17 protein-coding genes and 1 riboswitch are annotated in these 17,713 nt (G+C 65.0%); of the genes, 10 read left to right on the forward strand and 7 right to left on the reverse strand.

Annotation, left to right across the window (positions count from 1 at the left end; translation table 11 throughout):
- Position 1 precedes the first annotated feature (1 nt).
- Entirely contained in the window at positions 2-1,081 is a 1,080-nt protein-coding gene (locus tag AC57B5_RS09665) for a glycosyltransferase family 9 protein (RefSeq protein WP_496399372.1), read from the reverse strand.
- 188 nt (positions 1,082-1,269) lie between these two features.
- Here AC57B5_RS09665 and AC57B5_RS09670 point away from each other — a divergent pair, with 188 nt between their 5' ends.
- The 7 genes from AC57B5_RS09670 (at position 1,270) to AC57B5_RS09700 (ending at position 8,221) form a co-directional block, all read left to right on the forward strand.
- Complete coding sequence (locus AC57B5_RS09670; RefSeq protein WP_496399373.1) at positions 1,270-3,384, forward strand: metallophosphoesterase; 2,115 nt, start codon at positions 1,270-1,272, stop codon at positions 3,382-3,384.
- 225 nt (positions 3,385-3,609) lie between these two features.
- A complete protein-coding gene (locus tag AC57B5_RS09675) occupies positions 3,610-3,765 on the forward strand; it encodes a hypothetical protein (RefSeq protein ID WP_012206197.1) in 156 nt (51 codons plus the stop codon).
- A 249-nt stretch (positions 3,766-4,014) separates the two neighbouring features.
- On the forward strand, positions 4,015-4,416 hold the full coding sequence (locus tag AC57B5_RS09680; RefSeq protein ID WP_034395786.1) for a BLUF domain-containing protein: 402 nt from the start codon (positions 4,015-4,017) through the stop codon (positions 4,414-4,416).
- A 60-nt stretch (positions 4,417-4,476) separates the two neighbouring features.
- A complete protein-coding gene (locus AC57B5_RS09685) occupies positions 4,477-6,261 on the forward strand; it encodes a putative bifunctional diguanylate cyclase/phosphodiesterase (protein ID WP_496399374.1) in 1,785 nt (594 codons plus the stop codon).
- A gap of 86 nt (positions 6,262-6,347) precedes the next feature.
- A riboswitch (yybP-ykoY riboswitch) is annotated at positions 6,348-6,529 on the forward strand.
- A 16-nt stretch (positions 6,530-6,545) separates the two neighbouring features.
- On the forward strand, positions 6,546-7,115 hold the full coding sequence (gene mntP, locus AC57B5_RS09690; protein ID WP_043824905.1) for a manganese efflux pump MntP: 570 nt from the start codon (positions 6,546-6,548) through the stop codon (positions 7,113-7,115).
- 164 nt (positions 7,116-7,279) lie between these two features.
- Complete coding sequence (locus tag AC57B5_RS09695) at positions 7,280-7,687, forward strand: PRC-barrel domain-containing protein (RefSeq protein ID WP_034395775.1); 408 nt, start codon at positions 7,280-7,282, stop codon at positions 7,685-7,687.
- A gap of 159 nt (positions 7,688-7,846) precedes the next feature.
- Positions 7,847-8,221, forward strand: coding sequence for a cytochrome c (locus AC57B5_RS09700; protein WP_043782271.1), 375 nt, complete (start codon positions 7,847-7,849; stop codon positions 8,219-8,221).
- A gap of 2 nt (positions 8,222-8,223) precedes the next feature.
- On the opposite strand, the gene AC57B5_RS09705 is transcribed toward AC57B5_RS09700, so the two are convergent.
- Positions 8,224-9,159, reverse strand: coding sequence for a LysR family transcriptional regulator (locus tag AC57B5_RS09705; RefSeq protein ID WP_496399375.1), 936 nt, complete (start codon positions 9,157-9,159; stop codon positions 8,224-8,226).
- A 90-nt stretch (positions 9,160-9,249) separates the two neighbouring features.
- Between AC57B5_RS09705 and AC57B5_RS09710 the strand changes: the two genes are divergently transcribed.
- Together AC57B5_RS09710 and AC57B5_RS09715 are read left to right on the forward strand one after the other, a co-directional pair.
- The gene (locus AC57B5_RS09710; protein ID WP_496399376.1) at positions 9,250-10,611 is read left to right on the forward strand and encodes an MFS transporter; all 1,362 of its coding nucleotides are present in this window, start codon (positions 9,250-9,252) and stop codon (positions 10,609-10,611) included.
- Positions 10,608-11,246 carry a LysE family translocator gene (locus tag AC57B5_RS09715; RefSeq protein ID WP_097202036.1) on the forward strand — a complete coding sequence of 213 codons (639 nt, stop codon included), beginning with the start codon at positions 10,608-10,610 and terminating at the stop codon, positions 11,244-11,246. Before AC57B5_RS09710 ends, AC57B5_RS09715 begins: the two co-directional genes overlap by 4 nt.
- 125 nt (positions 11,247-11,371) lie before the next feature.
- Here AC57B5_RS09715 and AC57B5_RS09720 read toward each other — a convergent pair whose 3' ends face one another.
- Both AC57B5_RS09720 and AC57B5_RS09725 read right to left on the reverse strand, forming a co-directional pair.
- Positions 11,372-11,677, reverse strand: a complete 306-nt coding sequence (locus AC57B5_RS09720; protein WP_043821188.1) for an antibiotic biosynthesis monooxygenase family protein — start codon at positions 11,675-11,677, stop codon at positions 11,372-11,374.
- A 166-nt stretch (positions 11,678-11,843) separates the two neighbouring features.
- Positions 11,844-12,839, reverse strand: coding sequence for an NAD(P)H-quinone oxidoreductase (locus AC57B5_RS09725; RefSeq protein WP_097202034.1), 996 nt, complete (start codon positions 12,837-12,839; stop codon positions 11,844-11,846).
- 140 nt (positions 12,840-12,979) lie between these two features.
- Between AC57B5_RS09725 and AC57B5_RS09730 the strand changes: the two genes are divergently transcribed.
- Positions 12,980-13,876, forward strand: coding sequence for a LysR family transcriptional regulator (locus AC57B5_RS09730; RefSeq protein WP_034398816.1), 897 nt, complete (start codon positions 12,980-12,982; stop codon positions 13,874-13,876).
- On the opposite strand, the gene AC57B5_RS09735 is transcribed toward AC57B5_RS09730, so the two are convergent.
- The 3 genes from AC57B5_RS09735 to AC57B5_RS09745 are packed head-to-tail and all read right to left on the reverse strand — an operon-like array spanning position 13,848 to position 17,710.
- Positions 13,848-15,809, reverse strand: a complete 1,962-nt coding sequence (locus AC57B5_RS09735; RefSeq protein WP_496399377.1) for a hybrid sensor histidine kinase/response regulator — start codon at positions 15,807-15,809, stop codon at positions 13,848-13,850. The two genes, AC57B5_RS09730 and AC57B5_RS09735, sit on opposite strands and share 29 nt — an antisense overlap.
- Before the next feature lie 45 nt (positions 15,810-15,854).
- On the reverse strand, positions 15,855-16,715 hold the full coding sequence (locus AC57B5_RS09740) for a sensor histidine kinase (RefSeq protein WP_043821193.1): 861 nt from the start codon (positions 16,713-16,715) through the stop codon (positions 15,855-15,857).
- Complete coding sequence (locus AC57B5_RS09745) at positions 16,712-17,710, reverse strand: ATP-binding protein (protein ID WP_496399378.1); 999 nt, start codon at positions 17,708-17,710, stop codon at positions 16,712-16,714. Before AC57B5_RS09745 ends, AC57B5_RS09740 begins: the two co-directional genes overlap by 4 nt.
- Positions 17,711-17,713: the final 3 nt, after the last annotated feature.

Below are 17,713 nucleotides of genomic sequence, written 5' to 3' on the forward strand. Positions count from 1 at the left end.
CTCACGCCAGCTCTTCATCCGCCAGCGCCAGCGCTGCTTGCGCCAGCACTTCGGCGGCATGCGCATTGCTGCCGGGGGTGAAGACCCGGTGGCGCTGCGGGTCCAGCGGCGGGCCCCGGTCCACTTCGCCGGCTTGCGAGGCGACCACGCTGCGCGTGCCCAGGGCAGCAGCCATCATGGAGACGGTGGTGTTGTTGCACACGGCCACGCTGGCCGATGCCAGCGCCGCGCCCAGCATCCAGATGTCGGTGCGGCCGCTCAGGTCCAGCGCGGGGTGGCGCATTTGCGCGGCCACCGATGCCACCAGGGAGCGCTCGTCCTCGCTGCCGGTGAGCAGCACTTCCAGCCCCGCCTGTGCCAGCCGGTCGGCCACGGCTGCGAAGCCGCTGGCGGACCAGCGGCGCACAGCCAGCCGCGCGCCCGGGTGCACGATGGCGTAGCGGCGGCTTGCGGGCAGCAGCGGGCGGACGCGGGCGCGGTCATCGGCATTCAACGGCAGGTCCAGCTTGAGGCCGCGGCGCGGCAGGCCCATGTAGTCGGTCAGGGCCAGCAGGCCCAGCACTTCGCTGCCCTGCCCGGGCCAGGGCACAAAGCGCAGCGCATCCGCCTCGGGCACCCAGTCATCGGGGTCCGCAAAGCCCGCGTTGCGGCGCGCGCCAAAGTTGGCGACCAGGGCATTGGTGTTGCGGCCCGAGTCGTGCAGCTGCACCACCAGGTCAAAGCGGCGCGAACGCATGCGGCGCTGGAAGAAGCTGTATTCATCGGCCTTGGCCGAGGGCACGCCGGGCAGACCGGGCCAGCCGGGAAACAGCTCGAAGTCATCGACCGAAGACAGCCTTTGCGCCAGGCCTTCGGCCTCGGGCAGCCCCACCAGGGTGATGCGTGCCTTGGGCCAGGCCGCAGCCAATGCACGCAGAACGGGCGTGGCGCACAGCAGATCCCCAAAGCGGCGCGCGCGGAACACGCCGATTCTGCGCAGCTGCGGCAAGACGGCCGACGTGCGGTGGTCCGTGTACTTGCCGGGCCTGAGGGCCGAGGTTGAATCGGCCAGCCTCAGCAAGGGGTGATTCATGGAATTCATGGGCACTCTCCGCCTGTGGTTGCAGGCCATGGATACGTAGCAATCGGCGTGCCCGCTGCGCGCCCTCCCCCTGCAAAAGCCGGACGCCGTCTACCACGCCTGGCTGGGTTGCCCTGTCACACCCATGAAACATGGGCTGCAGACAATGCCGGACTTTGTCAATCAGAGCGCCCCGCGCAACACGAAGAATGCAAGTCTGGAAATTGGGAATGGTGGCCGGTGCCGCAGCGCTGGCCCTGGCGGGTTGTGGTGGCAGCGATGGCGATAGGGCAGATGGGGGAACGAACAGCCAGGCCGTGGCCTTCATGGCCGATGTGCACTTCCAGGATGTGTACGGCGACCTCAAGAACAGCAGTTTCAAGGGCGTGCCCACGGCCAACGGCATGTTCGCCACCATCCGCACCATGTATGCGCAGCTGACTTCCACGCGGCTGTTCAACGAGAACTACTTCGCCTTCCGCGCCGCGCTGGACGATTCGCTGGCCAAGGGCGTGAAGCTGGTGGCCTTTCCCGGCGACTTCTCCGACGACGGCCAGCCGCTGAACGTGAACGGCTTTCGCGCCGTGCTGGCCGAGTACGAGAAAAAGGGCATGCGCTTTTTCATCGCGCCCGGCAACCATGACCCTGTCGCCCCCTACGACGATGACGAAAAGGGCAAGGACGACTTCATGGCCGCCAACGGCAGCACGGTCAAGGTCTACGCCAAGAACTACCAGGGCTGCCTGAACGCCGAAGCCAACGTGGTCTGTACCGACCAGTTGATGGAGCAAGGCTATGCCTCGCTGCTGCGCGACCTGGCCCCCTACGGCCTGATGCCCAATGAGAAGGACGTGTACTGGGAGACCCCCTACAGCACCTACGCGCAGGACAAGTACAGCTATGCCGAGGCCGCCAGACAGGCCCAGCTGGGCCAGCGCAGCTACGAGATCTGCAAGGAAGGCGAAGGCGGCAGGTTCAAGCAGGCCGGCTACACCAATTGCACCAGCATTGCCGATGTGAGCTACCTGGTCGAGCCCGTCAAGGGCCTGTGGCTGCTGTCGGTGGACGCCAACGTCTTCGTGCCGGACAAGCTGGACCCCGCCAAGCCCAACTCGCCCAAGGGCTTCACCGGCGCCGGCAATGCAGGCTGGAACAAGATGACCACGCACAAGAAGAGCGTGATGGCGTGGATCGAATCGGTGAGCGCGCGCGCCAAGGCCCAGGGCAAGCAGCTGGTGGCCTTCTCGCACTACCCGACCATGGACTTCTACGCCAACCAGACCGATGCCATCAAGGCCGCCTTCAAGCCCGGCGCCTTCCAGACGGCGCGCGTGCCCGAGCAGGCCACGGCCGAGGCGGTGGCCGCCACGGGCCTGCCGCTGCACATCGGCGGCCACATGCACTTCAACGGCACCAACGACTACCTGAGCAAGAGCGGCAAGTACCTGGTGAACGTGCAGTCGCCGTCGCTGGCCGTCTACGGCGCGGCCTACAAGATCGTGCGCTTCGACACGCCGCGCAAGGTGGACGTGCAGACCGTGGCGCTGAACAACGTGCCGCGCTTCAACGAGCTCTTTCCGCTGTACGAGATGGAATGGAAGTACGTGGAAGGCAGCAGCAAGCCCGAGGACGCCAAGCGCCGCTGGGACAAGGCCATTCTGTCCAGCACCAGCTATGGTGACTTCACCAGCCGCTACTTCGGCGAGCTGTCGCGCCTGCGCTTCCTGGACGAGTACTGGGCCTGCGACATGAAGGACCTGGTCAGCCAGCTCAACCTGCAGCAGATGCTGACCATGGCCCAGCTGGACACCAAGGTCACCTACGCCCAGCTCGCCGGCCTGGCCGCGCAAGGCGTTGCCGTGCCGTTCAAGCCCAGCGCCGGCTGCCTGCAAGGCAGCCCAGTGGCCGGCAATGCCGCGCAGTGGGCCGCCGACTGGAGCGTGGCCGAGAACGCCGCCCGCGCCAAGGCCCAGGCCGCGGGCGTGGACTTCAGCGCGCTGGCCAATGTGTCGGCCTATACCTTCTACGGCGACTTCCACCGCACCGTCTACGCGGGCGGCCTGTCGCTGAACGACATGGGCAAGCAGCGCGTGGACCAGTACCGCCTGCTGATGAGCGCCTTCCCTGCCCTGACCTCGGCGCCCCAGAAAACAGGCGACAAGCTGGCCGACAGCACGCCCGCGGGCCAGCCATTCCAGTACAGCTTCAAGCAGGTGTTCTCCATCCTCAAGGGCCTGGGCTCTGGCAAGCCCAGCGACCATTTTTCGGTGGACTTCGACGCCAAGACGCTGCGCGCCGAAGGCAGTGACAGCCTGAAGTTCTGACAAACAAGGCGCGGCCTGTACAGCGCTGATCTGTGCCAAGGGGAGCCCTTCCCCTTCGTGCAGGTCAGCGCTTTCTTGCATTTGCGCAGGCTTGACTACACGGCTTCCGATCTTTCCTACACCCGGATTTCACGGCGCGCCACACACTTGCTGCATTCCTCCCGCAACCCCTAAGGACCGGCACATCGGCCCCAGCCGCCACCCGCCGGATCAGGAGTTCTCCCCATGAAGCAGCTCATTCCCATGGCAGGGTCCCATCACCGTTCGTATGTCCCCATGCAGATGGGCCAGCCCATCAGCGATGGCAACTACACCCAGCAGCAGACCAAGGCCAACCAGCGACAGATAGGCCAGCCCTTGCCGCAAAAGCAGCAGCAATGAAGGCGATGCCGCGCCTGTGAGGCCGGCCACGTCAATCCAGGCCTGGAGCACCCTGCTCCTCTTGCACAAGCTCCCGCAAGCCCTGCCCGCCAGCGCTTGTGGGGGCTTGTTGTCCTTGGGCCCCGCAGCCGCCCAGGCCCAGGGCGCAAGCAGTATGGTTACATATGCAACAACGGGTTGCGCACCTACGTGACCCCCCCTCGCGCAACGCATACCATCGCCGCCCAACAACTCAGAAAGGCGGAGGGTATGCAAGAAAATTCTCTCGAATGTTTCCTTTATCACAGCCAGCTGGCCCCAGGGGCTGACACCACATGCATCGCGGCGATCATCAAGGCGGCGCGCACCTTCAACTGGTCGGCCGGGATCACGGGCATGCTGGTTTTCGACGGTGAACGCTTCTTCCAGTATGTCGAAGGGCCGCCAGAGCAACTGGCGCTGCTGGTGGAGTCCATCTCGCGCGATGAAAGACACATCAACTTCACGCCCCTGTTTCCGCAGGCACGCCTTGATCAAAGGCGTTTTGCCAAGTGGTCCATGGCCTATGTGATCGTGGAAGACACGGAGCCGCTGGGTACCATCTCCGAGCTTCAAGGCCCAGGCGCACTGGAAAAACTGCAGGAGCTTTTACCGCTGCTGGACGCCCAGTAATTCCTTTGCCCCCAAAGGCGCGGCAGTTTTATAGTATGGGTTCACTGAGGCAGGAAATCGATGCTTACCCGTTGGACTACCGAATCCGAGAAAGAGCAACTGCTCGGACTGCAGACCGCTGAAATCCTGGACCTGAATGCCAGAAAGGAATTTCAGCGCATCACCGAGCTCACCAGCCGCATGTTCATGGCTCCGATTGCCATCATCACGGTTCTGGACGAGCACAGGCAATGGTTCAAGGCACCGGTGGGTGTGGATATGGATGGCAGCCTTCGCACGGATGCCTTCTGTGACCACACCATCAGAAACGAAGGAATCATGGTGATTCCCGATACGCACCTGGACAGCAGATTTTCTGAAAATCCCCTGGTCACCCACAAGCCCAATATCAGGTTCTATGCAGGTGTGCCTTTGATAATGGAATCCGGCCACGCCATCGGCAGCCTGTGCATCATCGATACCCAGCCCAGGACATTCTCCGAAGAGCAAGGCCAGCAACTGCAAGCCATGGCCGCCATCGTTCAGGCTCAACTTCACTACCATCACAGAATTGGAAAAATAAACGAAGTCACGGGCCTGCCAAATCGCACGCAACTCAAGCTGGACCTGAAGAGCCTTTGCATTCTGGCCCCGGGATCGGCACGCGGCCTGGTATTGATGGAGGTGCTCAACCACGCCAGCCTGCTGGAAATGAGCAATGCGCTGGGCTTGAACTATGTCGAGCAGCTCATGCGTGACATTGCCAAGGCAGTCACGGACATGACGGGGCCGCACGCAACCGTCTACCACGTGGGCCTGGCCAGGTTTGCCTGGGTGATCAGCGCCGGCAGGCAAGAAGATGAGGAGGCATTGGTCAACCAATTGCTGGAGTACCTGCAAAAACCCATCACCAGCGCCGATCTGCGGTTCGAACTTCAACCCAGGGCAGGCGTGGTGCGGTTCTACCTGAACCAGGACGAGGTGGACGATGTCATCCGCAAGGCGATGGTGTGCGTGCAGCAGGCCGGATACAACGCTCGATCGTTTCACCGCTATGAGGAGAATGAGGACAGTCTCCAGCAACGATCCTATCGGCTCCTGCGGGACTTCGGACATGCGCTGGGCAATGGGCAGCTGCGGCTGGTGTACCAGCCCAAATTCGACAACCACAGTTTCAGCTGCAAGGGGCTGGAGGCGCTCATACGCTGGAAGCATCCACAAATGGGAGAAATCCCGCCCAGCGAATTCATCCCTCTGGTTGAAGCCACGCCGTTGATCCACAGCCTGACACGGTTCGTGATCAAAACGGCGCTGGCGCAGGTGGCGGCCTGGAAAGCCGAGAAACTCGATCTTCAGGTCTCCATCAACATCTCCCCGCGCAATCTGGACGAGATCGATTTTCCGGACTACCTGAACGCCATGTGCAACCAGCACGGCGTTCCGCTGAAAAACATCGTGATCGAGTGCACAGAAAGCGATGTGCTGACAGGCCATGGCACGGTTCAGGCGCTTCAACAGATCAGGAAACTCGGCATCAAGGTTGCACTGGATGATTTTGGCGCCGCATATTCCAATCTTGCATCGCTCAAGAATCTGCCTGCCGAGATATTGAAGATAGACCGGTCCATGGTCTGCGACATCGATACCAATGACCGGGCCCTGTCCGTATTGAAATCCATCATGACCATGGCCTCGGATCTTGGCTATCGCCTGGTGGCAGAGGGCGTTGACAGCGCCGAAGTCTTTGATTTACTGGTTTCCCTGGGTTTCGATGAAATACAGGGCTACTATTTCAGCAGGCCCATTGAAGCGTCGGAAATCAGGAAATTCGTTGAAGAGCGCAATCGGTACGCCAACGGAAAATAGCGGCAGCCACGAAGATACGAATCATTTCCAGAGAGCCGCATGCCGATGGGGGCATAGGCCCCGATCACGCCCTGCGCTCCTAGAATCACGCATCCCTTGGGGAGTAGCCTGCTTGCAACCTGCAAGCGCCTGCGTCAACACACTCGGCATCCTGCATGCTGTGGCGCAGGCATCCGTTCTTCGGTTGGCGAGACCATCGGCATTTCACCGCGACACAGGTCACAAGGTCGGGCAGCGGTGAAGTGCCGTTGTGCGCTTGCCCGGCCGTGAAGAACCCCTCCCAGATGAACGCCGCATCCATCCTGCTCCTGGCCTTTGCCATGTCCACCGACGCCTTTGCCGCTGCCGTGGGCAAGGGCTCCGCCCTGCTCAAACCCCGTTGGTCCGAAGCCCTGCGCACAGGCGCCATCTTCGGCGTCATCGAAGCCCTGACGCCGCTGGCCGGCTGGGCGCTGGGCTATGCGGCTTCCGACTACGTCAAGGCATGGGACCACTGGATTGCCTTCGTGCTGCTGCTGGTTCTGGGCGGCCGCATGCTGCTGGGCGCCCTCAAGGCCGCTGACGGCGAAGAAGAGGCCAAGCCCGCCCGGCACGGCTTCTGGCTGCTGGTGGCCACCGGATTCGCCACCAGCATCGACGCCATGGCCGTGGGCGTGGGCCTGGCCTTCCTGGATGTGAGCATCACCACCGTGGCCCTGGCCATCGGCTTTGCCACCTTCGCCATGGTGACCCTGGGCGTCATGGTCGGCCGCCTGCTGGGCAGCATTGCGGGCCGCTGGGCGGAGGCTGTTGGCGGTGTGCTGCTCATCGGCATCGGCTCGGTGATTCTGTATGAGCATCTGAGCGCCATCTGATTGGGAGCCTGCACCCCGCCAGCGCACGGTTGCGGGAGCTTGTAGGCAGGCTCCTCGCCGCGCCGCTCGATTGGCTGACAGGCCTTTGCTTGCTTTTCCGATCTCCGTGCGCTTGGGCAGCGCTCCTAATGAGGGCTTCAAATTTTGTTTTCCAGGAGTTCTCTATGACAGGTCACAAGACGCTGAAGATGGGTTTGATCGCTGCCGCACTGATCGCAGGCGCAGCCTCCACCAGCTGGGCCCAGCCCGTGGCGGGCACCACCACGCTGGGCGTGGCGGCCACTGAAGTCCAGGCCGTGGCCACGGGCTGGAGCCTGAAGAAGTCCGTGCTGGGCAAGAGCGTCTACAACGAGGAAGGCAAGGCCGTGGGCAAGATCGACGATGTGATCGTCGCACCCGACAAGGCCGTGTCGTACGCCATCATCGGCGCAGGCGGCTTCCTGGGCATGGGCAAGCATGACGTGGCCATTCCCGTGAACCAGTTCCGCGTGGAAAACAACAAGATCACCCTGCCCGGCGCCACCAAGGACGCGCTGAAGGCACTGCCCAAGTTCGAATACGCGAAGAAGTAAGCCAGGCGCGCCCTCTCGCCTCATTCACAAGCTTCACAAGCCCTGCACTGCAGGGCTTTTTCGTGGGCGCATGGCTGGCAGCCAGGCAAGCGCCCAGAGTGGCCGTGGAAGGCAATATGATCGCGGCGGATCAGATTCATACAAAAAATCCACGAGCAAATGAAAATACTCCTCGCCGCTTCATTGGGAATATCGTTGGCCATTCAGGCATCGCCCTGCTTTGCGGACAACAGCAATGGGAAGCAGCTCTATTCATCGAGATGCGCCATGTGCCACGGGGCAGACGCCAGGGGCACGGGCCCGCTGGCCAACAAGAGCAACCCTCCCACGCCCGACCTGACGACCGCCGCCTTCAGAAAAAGGCTGCATGATTATCCGGGCGTGATTGTCTCGTCCGTCATTCTTCGCCCGAATGGAGATTTGATTCCCAGGACCTTGCGCGAAAACGGCGTGAAAGTACCGCCCCATGCCTGGACGGTGAAGGATTTTCGTGACCTGAATGAATATTTCAGTGGCCTGATCACGAAGAAATAAATTCAAATTGCGATTTCCTGCCTGCGCACATGCTCGCGCACGGCATCGACCAGGATGCGCGCAAGGCGGTCCACGGGCTCCGGGGCATCCAGCGCGGCGCGGCCCAGGATCAGGTCCATGGACGGCAGGGCCGGCAGGCCAAGGGCCTGTGCATCCAGCGGCCTGACGTGGACGGGCAGGCCGAACGGCGTGCGCACGGACAGGCCCAGGCCGGCCGCCGTGGCGGCCCAGACGGCGGTCAGGCTGGCGCTGTTGAAGGCGTGCCGCCAGGCCAGGCCCTTTTTGTCCAGGGCGGCCGTCACGATGTCCCGCAGGGGGCAAGGCGCCTCAAGCATGGCCAGGGGCAGCGCCTCATCGCCCTGCGCCCCGCCGTTGAGGCCGCGCGCCCAGCCGGCCTCGGCCGCATCCAGCGATGCCGGGCCAATCCACTGAAGCGGAAGCCGCATGATGTGCTCGCCATGCACGCAGGCATGGTTCATGCCCACATCCCATAGCAGCGCCAGGTCGAACTGGCCCAGGGCCATGCGTTCGCGCAGTTCATCGCTGCGGGCCACGCTGGCCTCGATGAGCACGTGCGGGTGGGCCCGTGCGAACTGCCCCAGCACATGGGGCAGCACGCTTTCGCCCAGGTCTTCCTGCAGGCCCAGGCGCACCAGGCCACGCAGTTCGCTGCCGCGCACGGCCGCCACGGCGCGGTCGTTGAGCTCCAGCAGGCGCAGCGCGTAGCCGCGCAAGGTTTCCCCCGCCTCCGTCAGCACCAGCCCCCGGCCGGACTTGCGCAGCAAGGGCGTGCCGCATTGGGACTCCAGCTTCTTGAGCTGGGCACTGACGGCGGATGTGGAGCGGCCCAGCCGGTCCGCCGCCCGGGCAAAGCTGCCCAGTTCGACGCCGGTGCAAAAGGTGCGCAGCACATCCAGGTCATAGAGAACGCGTGTCATTGCCAAGCCCCCAATCGTGCTGAAAAAATGGATTGTAGATACGAAATTATGTGATTATCAGGATGGTCGAGGCCCAACATACTGCCGCCCATGACCTCCTCTTCTCCTGCACCCGGCGCCGATCCGGGCCCCCTGCCCTTGTCCTCCCCGCCACGCCACCGATGGAAGGTGCTGGCGGCAGGCGTCATCGCCAATGCCGCGTTTTCCGTGGCTTTCAGCGGGATTCCCATGACGGCCATCCTCATGCGTTCGGGCTACCAGCTGGACACCCGGACGCTGGGCCTGGCGCTGGGGCTGATGGGCCTGGGCATTGCGCTCAGTGAATTGCCCTGGGGATTGCTGACGGACCGCTGGGGTGACCGGCCGGTGCTGCTGCTCGGCCTGTGCGGCACGGCCGTGGCCCTGGCGGCCATGGCGCTATGGGCTTCGCCATCGCCGGCCCATGTCCCTCCGTTTGGCTTGCTGGCTGGCGGCCTGGTGCTGGTGGGGCTGCTGGGCGGCAGCGTGAACGGTGCCAGCGGCCGGGCAGTCATGGGCTGGTTTGCCGAAGGCGAGCGCGGCCTGGCCATGAGCATCCGCCAGACCGCCGTGCCGCTGGGCGGCGCCATCGGCGCACCCTTGCTGACCGGCCTGGCCACGCATGCAGGCTTTGCCGCCGTCTATGGCGTGCTGGCTGCGCTGTGCCTTGGGGCTGCCGCATTCGCCGCGCTGTGGATTCAGGAGCCGCCGCAGTCACCGCTTCAAAGCAAGGCCGCCGCGCCGCACCACGCCGCAACCACCACGTCCGGACCATTGCGCGATCTGCAGGCCTGGCGCATGGCCGCCGGCATCGGCATCCTGTGCGCCCCGCAGTTCGCCGTGCTGTCCTTCGGTACGGTGTTCCTGCATGACCATGCCCAGTTGGGGCTGGGCGCGGCAGCGGCCCTCATGTCGGTCGTGCAACTGGCTTCCATGGCCTTGCGGATCTGGAGCGGCCGCTGGACCGACAGGCACCGGAACAGGCCCGCCTTTCTGCGCGCCTGCTGCCAGCTCACCCTGGCGCTGTTCACGGGCCTTGCGGTTCTGAGCTGGGCCGGCCACCCGGCCGGGTCTGCTGCGATGGGTGGGGCTCTCATGGTGATGCTGGGCATCTGCGGCATCTGCGTGTCCGCCTGGCATGGCGTGGCCTACACGCAGCTGGCCGGGCTGGCCGGTGCGGCCCGCGCGGGCACGGCGCTGGGCATGGCCAATACCTCCGTGTTCGCGGTCTGCTTTCTGGTGCCCCTGGCCATACCGCATCTGCTGTCGGCCCAGGGCTGGGGGCTGGTCTGGGCTTGTGCGGCGGCCTGCGCGGGCTGGGCCATGCAGCTGTTTGCACGGGCCGGTGCCATTGGCAACGCCAAGGCCGCGAAGACCCCCCAATTGCACGAGAATGTTGGCTGTCTTCCCCCACCGACCTCCCCCCGATCATGACCATCGCCCACTGGCTTGTTTTCTGCGGCGTCTCGCTGCTGATGTGCTTCACCCCCGGCCCCGCCGTGTTGCTGGCCATCTCCAACTCGGTGGACGTGGGCGCAAGGCGAACGGCACTGAGCTCGCTGGGCAGCTCGGTCGGCATCTTTGTGGTGTCCGGGCTGGCGATGATCGGCATGGGAACCATCCTCGCCATGTCGGCCCATGCATTTCTGGCCATGAAGGTGGCGGGCGCCATGTACCTGATCTGGCTGGGCGTCAAGCGCTGGCGCAGCAAGGACGGCTTGCTGGGCAGCGATGCGGGCCTGCCCCCCACCCAGCGGCGCGAGCGCAAGAACTGGCAACTGGTGGCCCAGGGCATGGGCGTGTCGCTGACCAATCCCAAGGCCATCCTGTTCTTCTCGGCGCTGTTTCCCCAGTTTGTCGTCCCGGGCGAGCCGCTGCTCACGCAGTACCTGGTGCTGACCACCACCTTCGCGGTCTGTGCCCTGATCTCGCACGCCTGCTACGTGCTGCTCATCTCCCTGATCAAGGGCCACCTGGTGGCGCACGCCAAGCTGTTCAACCGCATCGTGGGCGGCACCTTCATCGCGCTGGGCGTGGGACTGCTCAGGACACGGCACAAGCTGGGCTGAGTGCGTGCGCAGCCTTTGCTCGCACGGGCCAGGTGCGCTGCGCAAGCCAACGCACGCCCGCCCCCAGCGCCTGCCACGCCCGCCACGCCCACGACGGGCAGGCGGCGCGGCCGCAGATGCCAGGCTCAGTTCGCCCGCGCATCCCTCACCACGAAATGCTCCACATGCGGTGCCTGCGCAAAGTACGGGCCGATGATGGCGCGCCACTGCGCGAAGGCGGGTGACTCGCGAAAGCCCACGGTGTGGTCTTCCAGGGTCTCCCAGTTCACCTGCAGCACGTAGCGGCCGGGTGTTTCCATGCAGGCAAGAATGCTGTGCCCACGGTATCCACCGGCCTTGGACAGCACGTCGGCCACGGCCTGGGTCAGGGCCTGGCCGAATTCCTCGTGCCTGGCGGGATCGACCCTCAGTTCGGCAATTTCAACAATCATGGATATCTCCTGGAGAGGCGGCTCGATGTCGGCGCGGGAGGGCGGCCGGGGTCATCGCTCCTGGTTGAGAGACTGGATGCGCGCAGGGCTGCGCGCATCCGGAGACTTGGAATATTGCAGAACTTGAGGATTCCTGCCCAGGGGGTGCGTGCCCCGGGCAGGCGCCTTACTGCCCGGCCTGCTCGGGGATCAGCAGCAGCTTGCCCACGCTCTGGCCCGATTCCATGCGCCGGTGCGCCTGCGCGGCCTCGGCCAGCGGGTAGGTGCTGTCGATCACCGGGCGGATGGTGCCGGCCGCCAGCGCGGGCAGCCAGCGCTGGGCGAAGCGCTGGACCATGGCCTGCTTGACTTCGGGCGGGCGCGACTTCATCACCGTCCCGAAGATCCGCAGGTGCTTGTACAGCAGCACATCCATGGGCACGGCCGCCGCCAGCGCGCCGCCCAGCAGGCCCACGCAGACCATGCGCCCGCCCATGCCCAGCGAGCGCATATTGCGCTCCAGGTAGGGGGCGCCAATGAAATCGACCACCACATCCACGCCCTTGCCGCCCGTCCTGTCGGCCACCACGGCCTGGAAGTCTTCGCTGCGGTAGTCGATGAACACGTCGGCGCCAAGGCCCGTGACGGCGTCCCGCTTGTCGCCGCTGGCCGTGGCAAACACGCGCGCGCCGGCCGCATGCGCCAGCTGCACGGCCGCCGAGCCCACGCCGCTGCCCGCCGCGTGGATCAGCACCGATTCGCCCGGCTGCAGGCTGGCCAGGTGGAACAGCGCCTCATGCGCGGTGACGAAGACTTCGGCCACCGCGCCGGCGTCGGTCAGGGACAGGCTCTCGGGCACATGCATGGCCATGCGGTAGTCGATGCGCGACAGCTCGGCATAGGCGCCGCCGCCCACGATGCCCATGACGCGGTCGCCCACGGCAAAGCCCTGCACCTGCGCGCCCACCTCCACCACGGTGCCGGCGATCTCCAGGCCCATGAGGTCGGATTCGCCAAAGTGGGCGCGGCCATAGGCGCCCTTGCGGTGGGATACATCGGCACGGTTCACGCCAATCGCGGCGTTGCGCACCAGAAGGTCATGGGGCCGGACTTCGGGCCGGGCCACGTCGCGGGCCACGAGCACTTCGGGGCCGCCGAAGTCGTCGAAAACAATGGCTTGCATGCTTGTGCTGTCTTTCATTGCGCAATGAGTATTCAAAAAAGGGTTGAAGGTCCGATACCCAAAGCTTACGACTGCTCCAAGCCGCTCAAACGCAGCGATTTCGCTCTACAGTGCTGCAAATCTGCATCACAAAAACCGCCATGAACTGGGATGACACCCGCATCTTCCTCGCGCTGACGCGCACGCCCTCCCTGCGCGCCGCCGCGCGCAGCCTGGGTGTGGACCAGGCCACCGTGGGCCGGCGCCTGAACGCGCTGGAGGCCGAGCTGGGCAGCAAGCTGTTTTTGCGCGCCAGGGATGGCTACCTGCTCACCGCCGCTGGCGAGGCCGCGCTGGGCGCCGCGCGGCGCATGGAAGGCGCGGCGCTGGACCTGCGCACGCGCATCGAGGGGCTGGACGACAGCCCGGCCGGCCTGGTGCGCGTGACCAGCACCGACTCGATCGCCACCGAATTCCTGCTGCCCGCCATAGAGCGCCTGCAGCAGCGCTGGCCCGGCATCCGCGTGGATCTGGAGGTGTCCACGCACATGCTGAACCTGGGCCGCCGCCAGGCCGATATCGCGTTTCGCAACGTTCGCCCCGAGGCACCCGAGCTGGTGGTGCGCCGCGTGGTCGCCTGGCCCGTGGGACTGTTTGCGAGCGCCGCCTACGTGGCGCGCTTTGGCCAGCCGTCGGCAGAGGACGAGTTGCGCGGCCACCACCTCGTGGTCTATGGCCCCTTTCTGGAACAGCGGCCCGTTCCCACCATGGTCGATGTGCCCGCGCGCCAGGCCCGGATTGCCATGGCCGCCAACTCCAGCCTGCTGGTGCGCAAGGCCGTGGCGGCCGGCATCGGCCTGGGCGAAATGCCCGTGAGCATGGGCGAGCGCGAAGGCCTGCTGCGCATCTGGCCCCAGCGCCAGCGCTCGGACGACTACGAGGTCTGGCAGGTCATGCACCCCGACCTGCAGCGCACGGCCCGGGTGCGCGTCACGGCCGAGTTCCTGGCCCAGGCGCTGGGCCAGACGATCAGCCCTGCTCCAGCAGCACCCGGATGAGGAGGTGCGGCTGCAGCGGCTTTTCCAGATAGTGGTCAAAGCCTGCCTGCAGCGCCTGGGTGCGGTCCTGCTCCCGGGCAAAGGCGCTGAGCGCCACGATCTTCACCTGTCTTGTTCCGCCAAAGTGCGCGGCCTCCGCTTCGCGCAGGGCCTTGACCAGCTGGAACCCGTCCTTTCCCGGCAGCCCTATGTCGCTGACGATGAGGCTGGGCCACTGCGCCTGGACCAGGGCCATGGCCTGGTCGAAGTTCTCGGCACTCCTGACGGTGGCGCCCTGGTCGGTCAGCACCACTTTCAGCATTTCGCTGGTGTCCGCATTGTCTTCAACGATGACGATGTCCTTGCCTTCCAGGGATTCGCCATTTTCAAGATGCACATTCATCGGGTCGGCCTGGGAGGCGCTTGCCTCGTGCAGCGGAATCTCCACCCGCATGGTGACGCCACGGCCCACGCCTTCGCTGTGGGCGCGCACGGTGCCCCCATGCAGCTCCACCAGGTGCTTGACGATGGACAGCCCCAATCCCAGGCCGGAATGGCCACGGGTGGCGGGGGCGGAGGCCTGCGAGAAGCGCTCGAAGACATGGGGAAGGAATTCAGGCGCGATGCCCACGCCCTCGTCCGCCACGCTCATCACCAGGCTTTCGTCACTGATTTCAAGGCCCACCTTCACCACGCTGCGCGCATTGGAGAACTTGATGGCGTTGGAGACCAGGTTCCACAGGATTTGCTGGAATCGCGTGACATCGATCCACGCCATGATTTCATCGGACGGCGCCTCGAACTGCAGGGTGATGTTCTTGTCGGCGGCGTTGTCGCGCAACGGCTCCAGGCTTTGCACGGCCAATGAGCAGACATTGACCTCCTCGCGGTGCAGATTGAGTTTTCCCGTCGTCAGGCGCGAGATATCCAGAATGTCCGCAATGATGCGGCTTTGCGCCTTCACGCCTTTCTCGATGGCATCTATGCCCTTCTTGAGCATGGCCTCGCTGAGGTTGGCGCGCTTGAGCAAATGCGTGCCCCCGTTGAGCAGGGACAGCGGCGTGCGCAGTTCATGCGAGAGCACGGCGACAAAATCATCCTTGGTGCGGCTGATGCGCTCTGCGGCCACGCGCGCCGCCTGCTCCTGCTCCAGCATCTGCTGGCGCTGCCTCTCGAACTCCAGCGACTCCGTCAGGTCCTGGGCCACGGCCAGGCGGATGCCGGGCTCGATGGGATCGGAGAACTTCCAGGAGATCAGGCGCTCCTGCCCGTCTGCCGGGAGGATGGGGAACTCGCCGCGCCAGGACTTTTCGGGGTCTTCGGCCAATTGCTGCGCAGCTTTTTCCCGAACGGCCTGCGGAACAAAGCCGATCAGCGGCTTGCCCGCCAGGTCGTCAATGCCGCGCTGCAGCAGTGCCTGCGCCTGGGAGTTGGCATCGCTGATCAGGCCGCCGGCGCTGACCAGCATCATGGCCGCCGGCGCCTGGTCATAGATGGCGCGAAAGCGTGACTCGCTGCGGCGCAGCCCGTCTTCCGCCAGGCGTGCGCGGATCAGGGCATGCAGCGTGGCAATCAGCAGCTGCGGCTCCACGGGGTGCACCATGTAGGCGTCAGCCCCTGCGTTGAGGCCCGCCACCTGGTGATTGCTTTTCACATACTCGGCCGACAGGTGCACCACGGGAATCAGGCTGGTGTGCCGCGCACCGCGGATGGTGCGGCATACGTCGAAGCCCGAGATATCGGGCAAGTGCACATCCAGCACCACGGCTGCCACGCCGGTCTCCGACAGGGCAATGGCCTTTTCCCCGGTTTCCGCCTCGACCGTCTGGAATCCCGCCGCCCTGATGACCCGTGCCGTGGAGTAGCGCGTGGCAGGGTTGTCGTCAACGACAAGAATGGTGTGCAGGCTTCGGTCGAATGAGGGAAGAATCATTCCAGTCGTGTTCTTGGGCATGATGTTCCTGTTGTTTTTGATGGGATGAAGACCGGCTTGGCCGTATCAGGCCTTCAGATCCTTGGTATCGACCGGAAGATGCGCGGGAACGATCACGGAAAAGGTCGAGCCTTCGCCCAGGGCGCTTTGCACTTCCACCCAGCCCCCCAGAAGCTGCGCCAGCTGCTTGGACAGGGCCAGGCCCAGGCCCGTGCCCCGCAGGCGCTTCTGGATGGGTGAATCGACCTGGGTGAAGTCATTGAAAATCGCGTCGTGGAATTCCGAGGCGATGCCTATGCCGGTATCCGCCACCGAGAATTTCACCAGCATGTCCCCCACCAGTTCTGCCGACACCTTGATCTCGCCCTGCGGCGTGAATTTCAGCGCATTGGAGATGAAGTTTCTGAGGATCTGCGAGAGCTTGCGGTTGTCGGTGTAGAAGCGCGGCAGATCACCGGGCTCTTCGAACACCAGGCTCAACTCCACGTTATCCGCCATGGCCTTGAACATGCCGCGCAAGGCAGCGAACAAATCCATCATCTCGAACCAGCCCGGCGAGATTTCCAGGCGGCCCGCCTCGATCTTGGCCAGGTCGAGCAGGTCGTTGACCATCTCGGAAAACTCGGCGGCGGTTTCCTGGATGAAGCCGACCTGCCGGGTCTGCTCGGTGGTGAGCGGTCCATCCACATGGTCCAGCAGCAGGCGCGCATTGCTGCGGATGGCGCCTATGGGCGTGCGGAACTCATGGCTCATGTAGGAGAGGAAGTGGCTCTTGAGTTCGGTGGCCTTGCGCAGCTTCTCGGCCTGCACATCCAGCTCGCCGTAGAGCGCGACCACGCCGCGATTGGTCTCGTCCAGCTCCTCGCGCAAGGACCTGATCTCGGCGCGGCACAGTTCCAGTTCAGCTTTGAGCTCGTCTTCGTTCATTGTTCTTCCTCGGCCTTGAGGACGACCACGGTGGCGTCATCCCTGCTGCGGGTGTTGTGCCAGAGAAGGCAGGCGGCCAGCAGGCCGGGGTCCCTGCCCAGCAGGCCCGCATAGTCCTCATGCTTCCAGCGGGCAGACACGCCGTCGGAGTGCAGCACCAGAACGCCATGGTCAAGGCTGGAGCAGTCGGCCACCCTGGGCCGCGAGATCTGTACACCTGCCGTGCCGTGCTGGCTGCTCAGGGAAAGGCTGGCCACGCCATTGAAAAGCCTGCCACTGATGTTCCCCGCACCGCAGCTGTGCACGGCCTGTGCGCCGAAGCGCACCGCCAACAGGGCCGCCCCGCGCGTGCCGCGCAGCGCTGCATGGGCCTGGGCCACGAACTCGTCCAGCGGCATGGCGGCATCGGCACCGCCGTTCCGGTTCTCGTTCACGTTCACGTTCCCGTTCTGCGATGCAAAGACATCGACCGCCGCACGGGCCGCCTCGCCCGCCAGCGGTCCATGGCCCAGGCCATCGGCCACCAGCACCTCGGCCAGCCCCGCGCCCGACCTGACCGCCCAGGCGTCGCCGCTGATGGTCTCGGGCGCAACGGCCAGGCAAACGGCGCCCATGCGCAGCGACAGTGCCGACGGCGCCCTGCGGCCTTCGCGCAGCCGCGCCAGGCTCACCGTGCCGGTGGCTTCGGAGACGACAAAGAAGTCGTCGGCTACCCTGGAGATGGCCCCCAGGCCCGTGCCCGGCGAGCCCGAGCCGGTGCTCACCCCGTCCTGCATGGCGGTGGCGATGTCCTCGATGCCCGGGCCGCGGTCGACACAGATGATTTCGATGTCATGCAGGGGCGGCCGCGCGGCTATCCAGATTTCAGCGTCCCGGGCATGCCGCACCAGGTTGGTGGCCAGCTCGGTCGCCACCAGCCCCGAACGGCCCATGTCCTCGTCGCCCCAGCCCATGTCGGAGGCCAGTGCAACCACATGGCGCCTGACCTCGCCCACACG

The sequence above is a fragment of the Delftia sp. BGA-UO-ETr-SB1 genome (assembly GCF_059567865.1).

What these genes read in the sequence shown, in the direction of transcription:
- AC57B5_RS09675 (WP_012206197.1), top strand. Translation starts at nt 3,610, where the DNA reads ATGAAGCAGCTCATTCCCATGGCAGGGTCCCATCACCGTTCGTATGTC.
- AC57B5_RS09720 (WP_043821188.1), bottom strand. Translation starts at nt 11,677, where the DNA reads ATGATTGTTGAAATTGCCGAACTGAGGGTCGATCCCGCCAGGCACGAG.
- AC57B5_RS09710 (WP_496399376.1), top strand. Translation starts at nt 9,250, where the DNA reads ATGACCTCCTCTTCTCCTGCACCCGGCGCCGATCCGGGCCCCCTGCCC.
- AC57B5_RS09715 (WP_097202036.1), top strand. Translation starts at nt 10,608, where the DNA reads ATGACCATCGCCCACTGGCTTGTTTTCTGCGGCGTCTCGCTGCTGATG.
- AC57B5_RS09685 (WP_496399374.1), top strand. Translation starts at nt 4,477, where the DNA reads ATGCTTACCCGTTGGACTACCGAATCCGAGAAAGAGCAACTGCTCGGA.
- AC57B5_RS09725 (WP_097202034.1), bottom strand. Translation starts at nt 12,839, where the DNA reads ATGCAAGCCATTGTTTTCGACGACTTCGGCGGCCCCGAAGTGCTCGTG.
- AC57B5_RS09665 (WP_496399372.1), bottom strand. Translation starts at nt 1,081, where the DNA reads ATGAATTCCATGAATCACCCCTTGCTGAGGCTGGCCGATTCAACCTCG.
- AC57B5_RS09735 (WP_496399377.1), bottom strand. Translation starts at nt 15,809, where the DNA reads ATGCCCAAGAACACGACTGGAATGATTCTTCCCTCATTCGACCGAAGC.
- AC57B5_RS09740 (WP_043821193.1), bottom strand. Translation starts at nt 16,715, where the DNA reads ATGAACGAAGACGAGCTCAAAGCTGAACTGGAACTGTGCCGCGCCGAG.
- AC57B5_RS09680 (WP_034395786.1), top strand. Translation starts at nt 4,015, where the DNA reads ATGCAAGAAAATTCTCTCGAATGTTTCCTTTATCACAGCCAGCTGGCC.
- AC57B5_RS09730 (WP_034398816.1), top strand. Translation starts at nt 12,980, where the DNA reads ATGAACTGGGATGACACCCGCATCTTCCTCGCGCTGACGCGCACGCCC.
- AC57B5_RS09705 (WP_496399375.1), bottom strand. Translation starts at nt 9,159, where the DNA reads ATGACACGCGTTCTCTATGACCTGGATGTGCTGCGCACCTTTTGCACC.
- AC57B5_RS09670 (WP_496399373.1), top strand. Translation starts at nt 1,270, where the DNA reads ATGCAAGTCTGGAAATTGGGAATGGTGGCCGGTGCCGCAGCGCTGGCC.
- AC57B5_RS09700 (WP_043782271.1), top strand. Translation starts at nt 7,847, where the DNA reads ATGAAAATACTCCTCGCCGCTTCATTGGGAATATCGTTGGCCATTCAG.
- mntP (WP_043824905.1), top strand. Translation starts at nt 6,546, where the DNA reads ATGAACGCCGCATCCATCCTGCTCCTGGCCTTTGCCATGTCCACCGAC.
- AC57B5_RS09695 (WP_034395775.1), top strand. Translation starts at nt 7,280, where the DNA reads ATGACAGGTCACAAGACGCTGAAGATGGGTTTGATCGCTGCCGCACTG.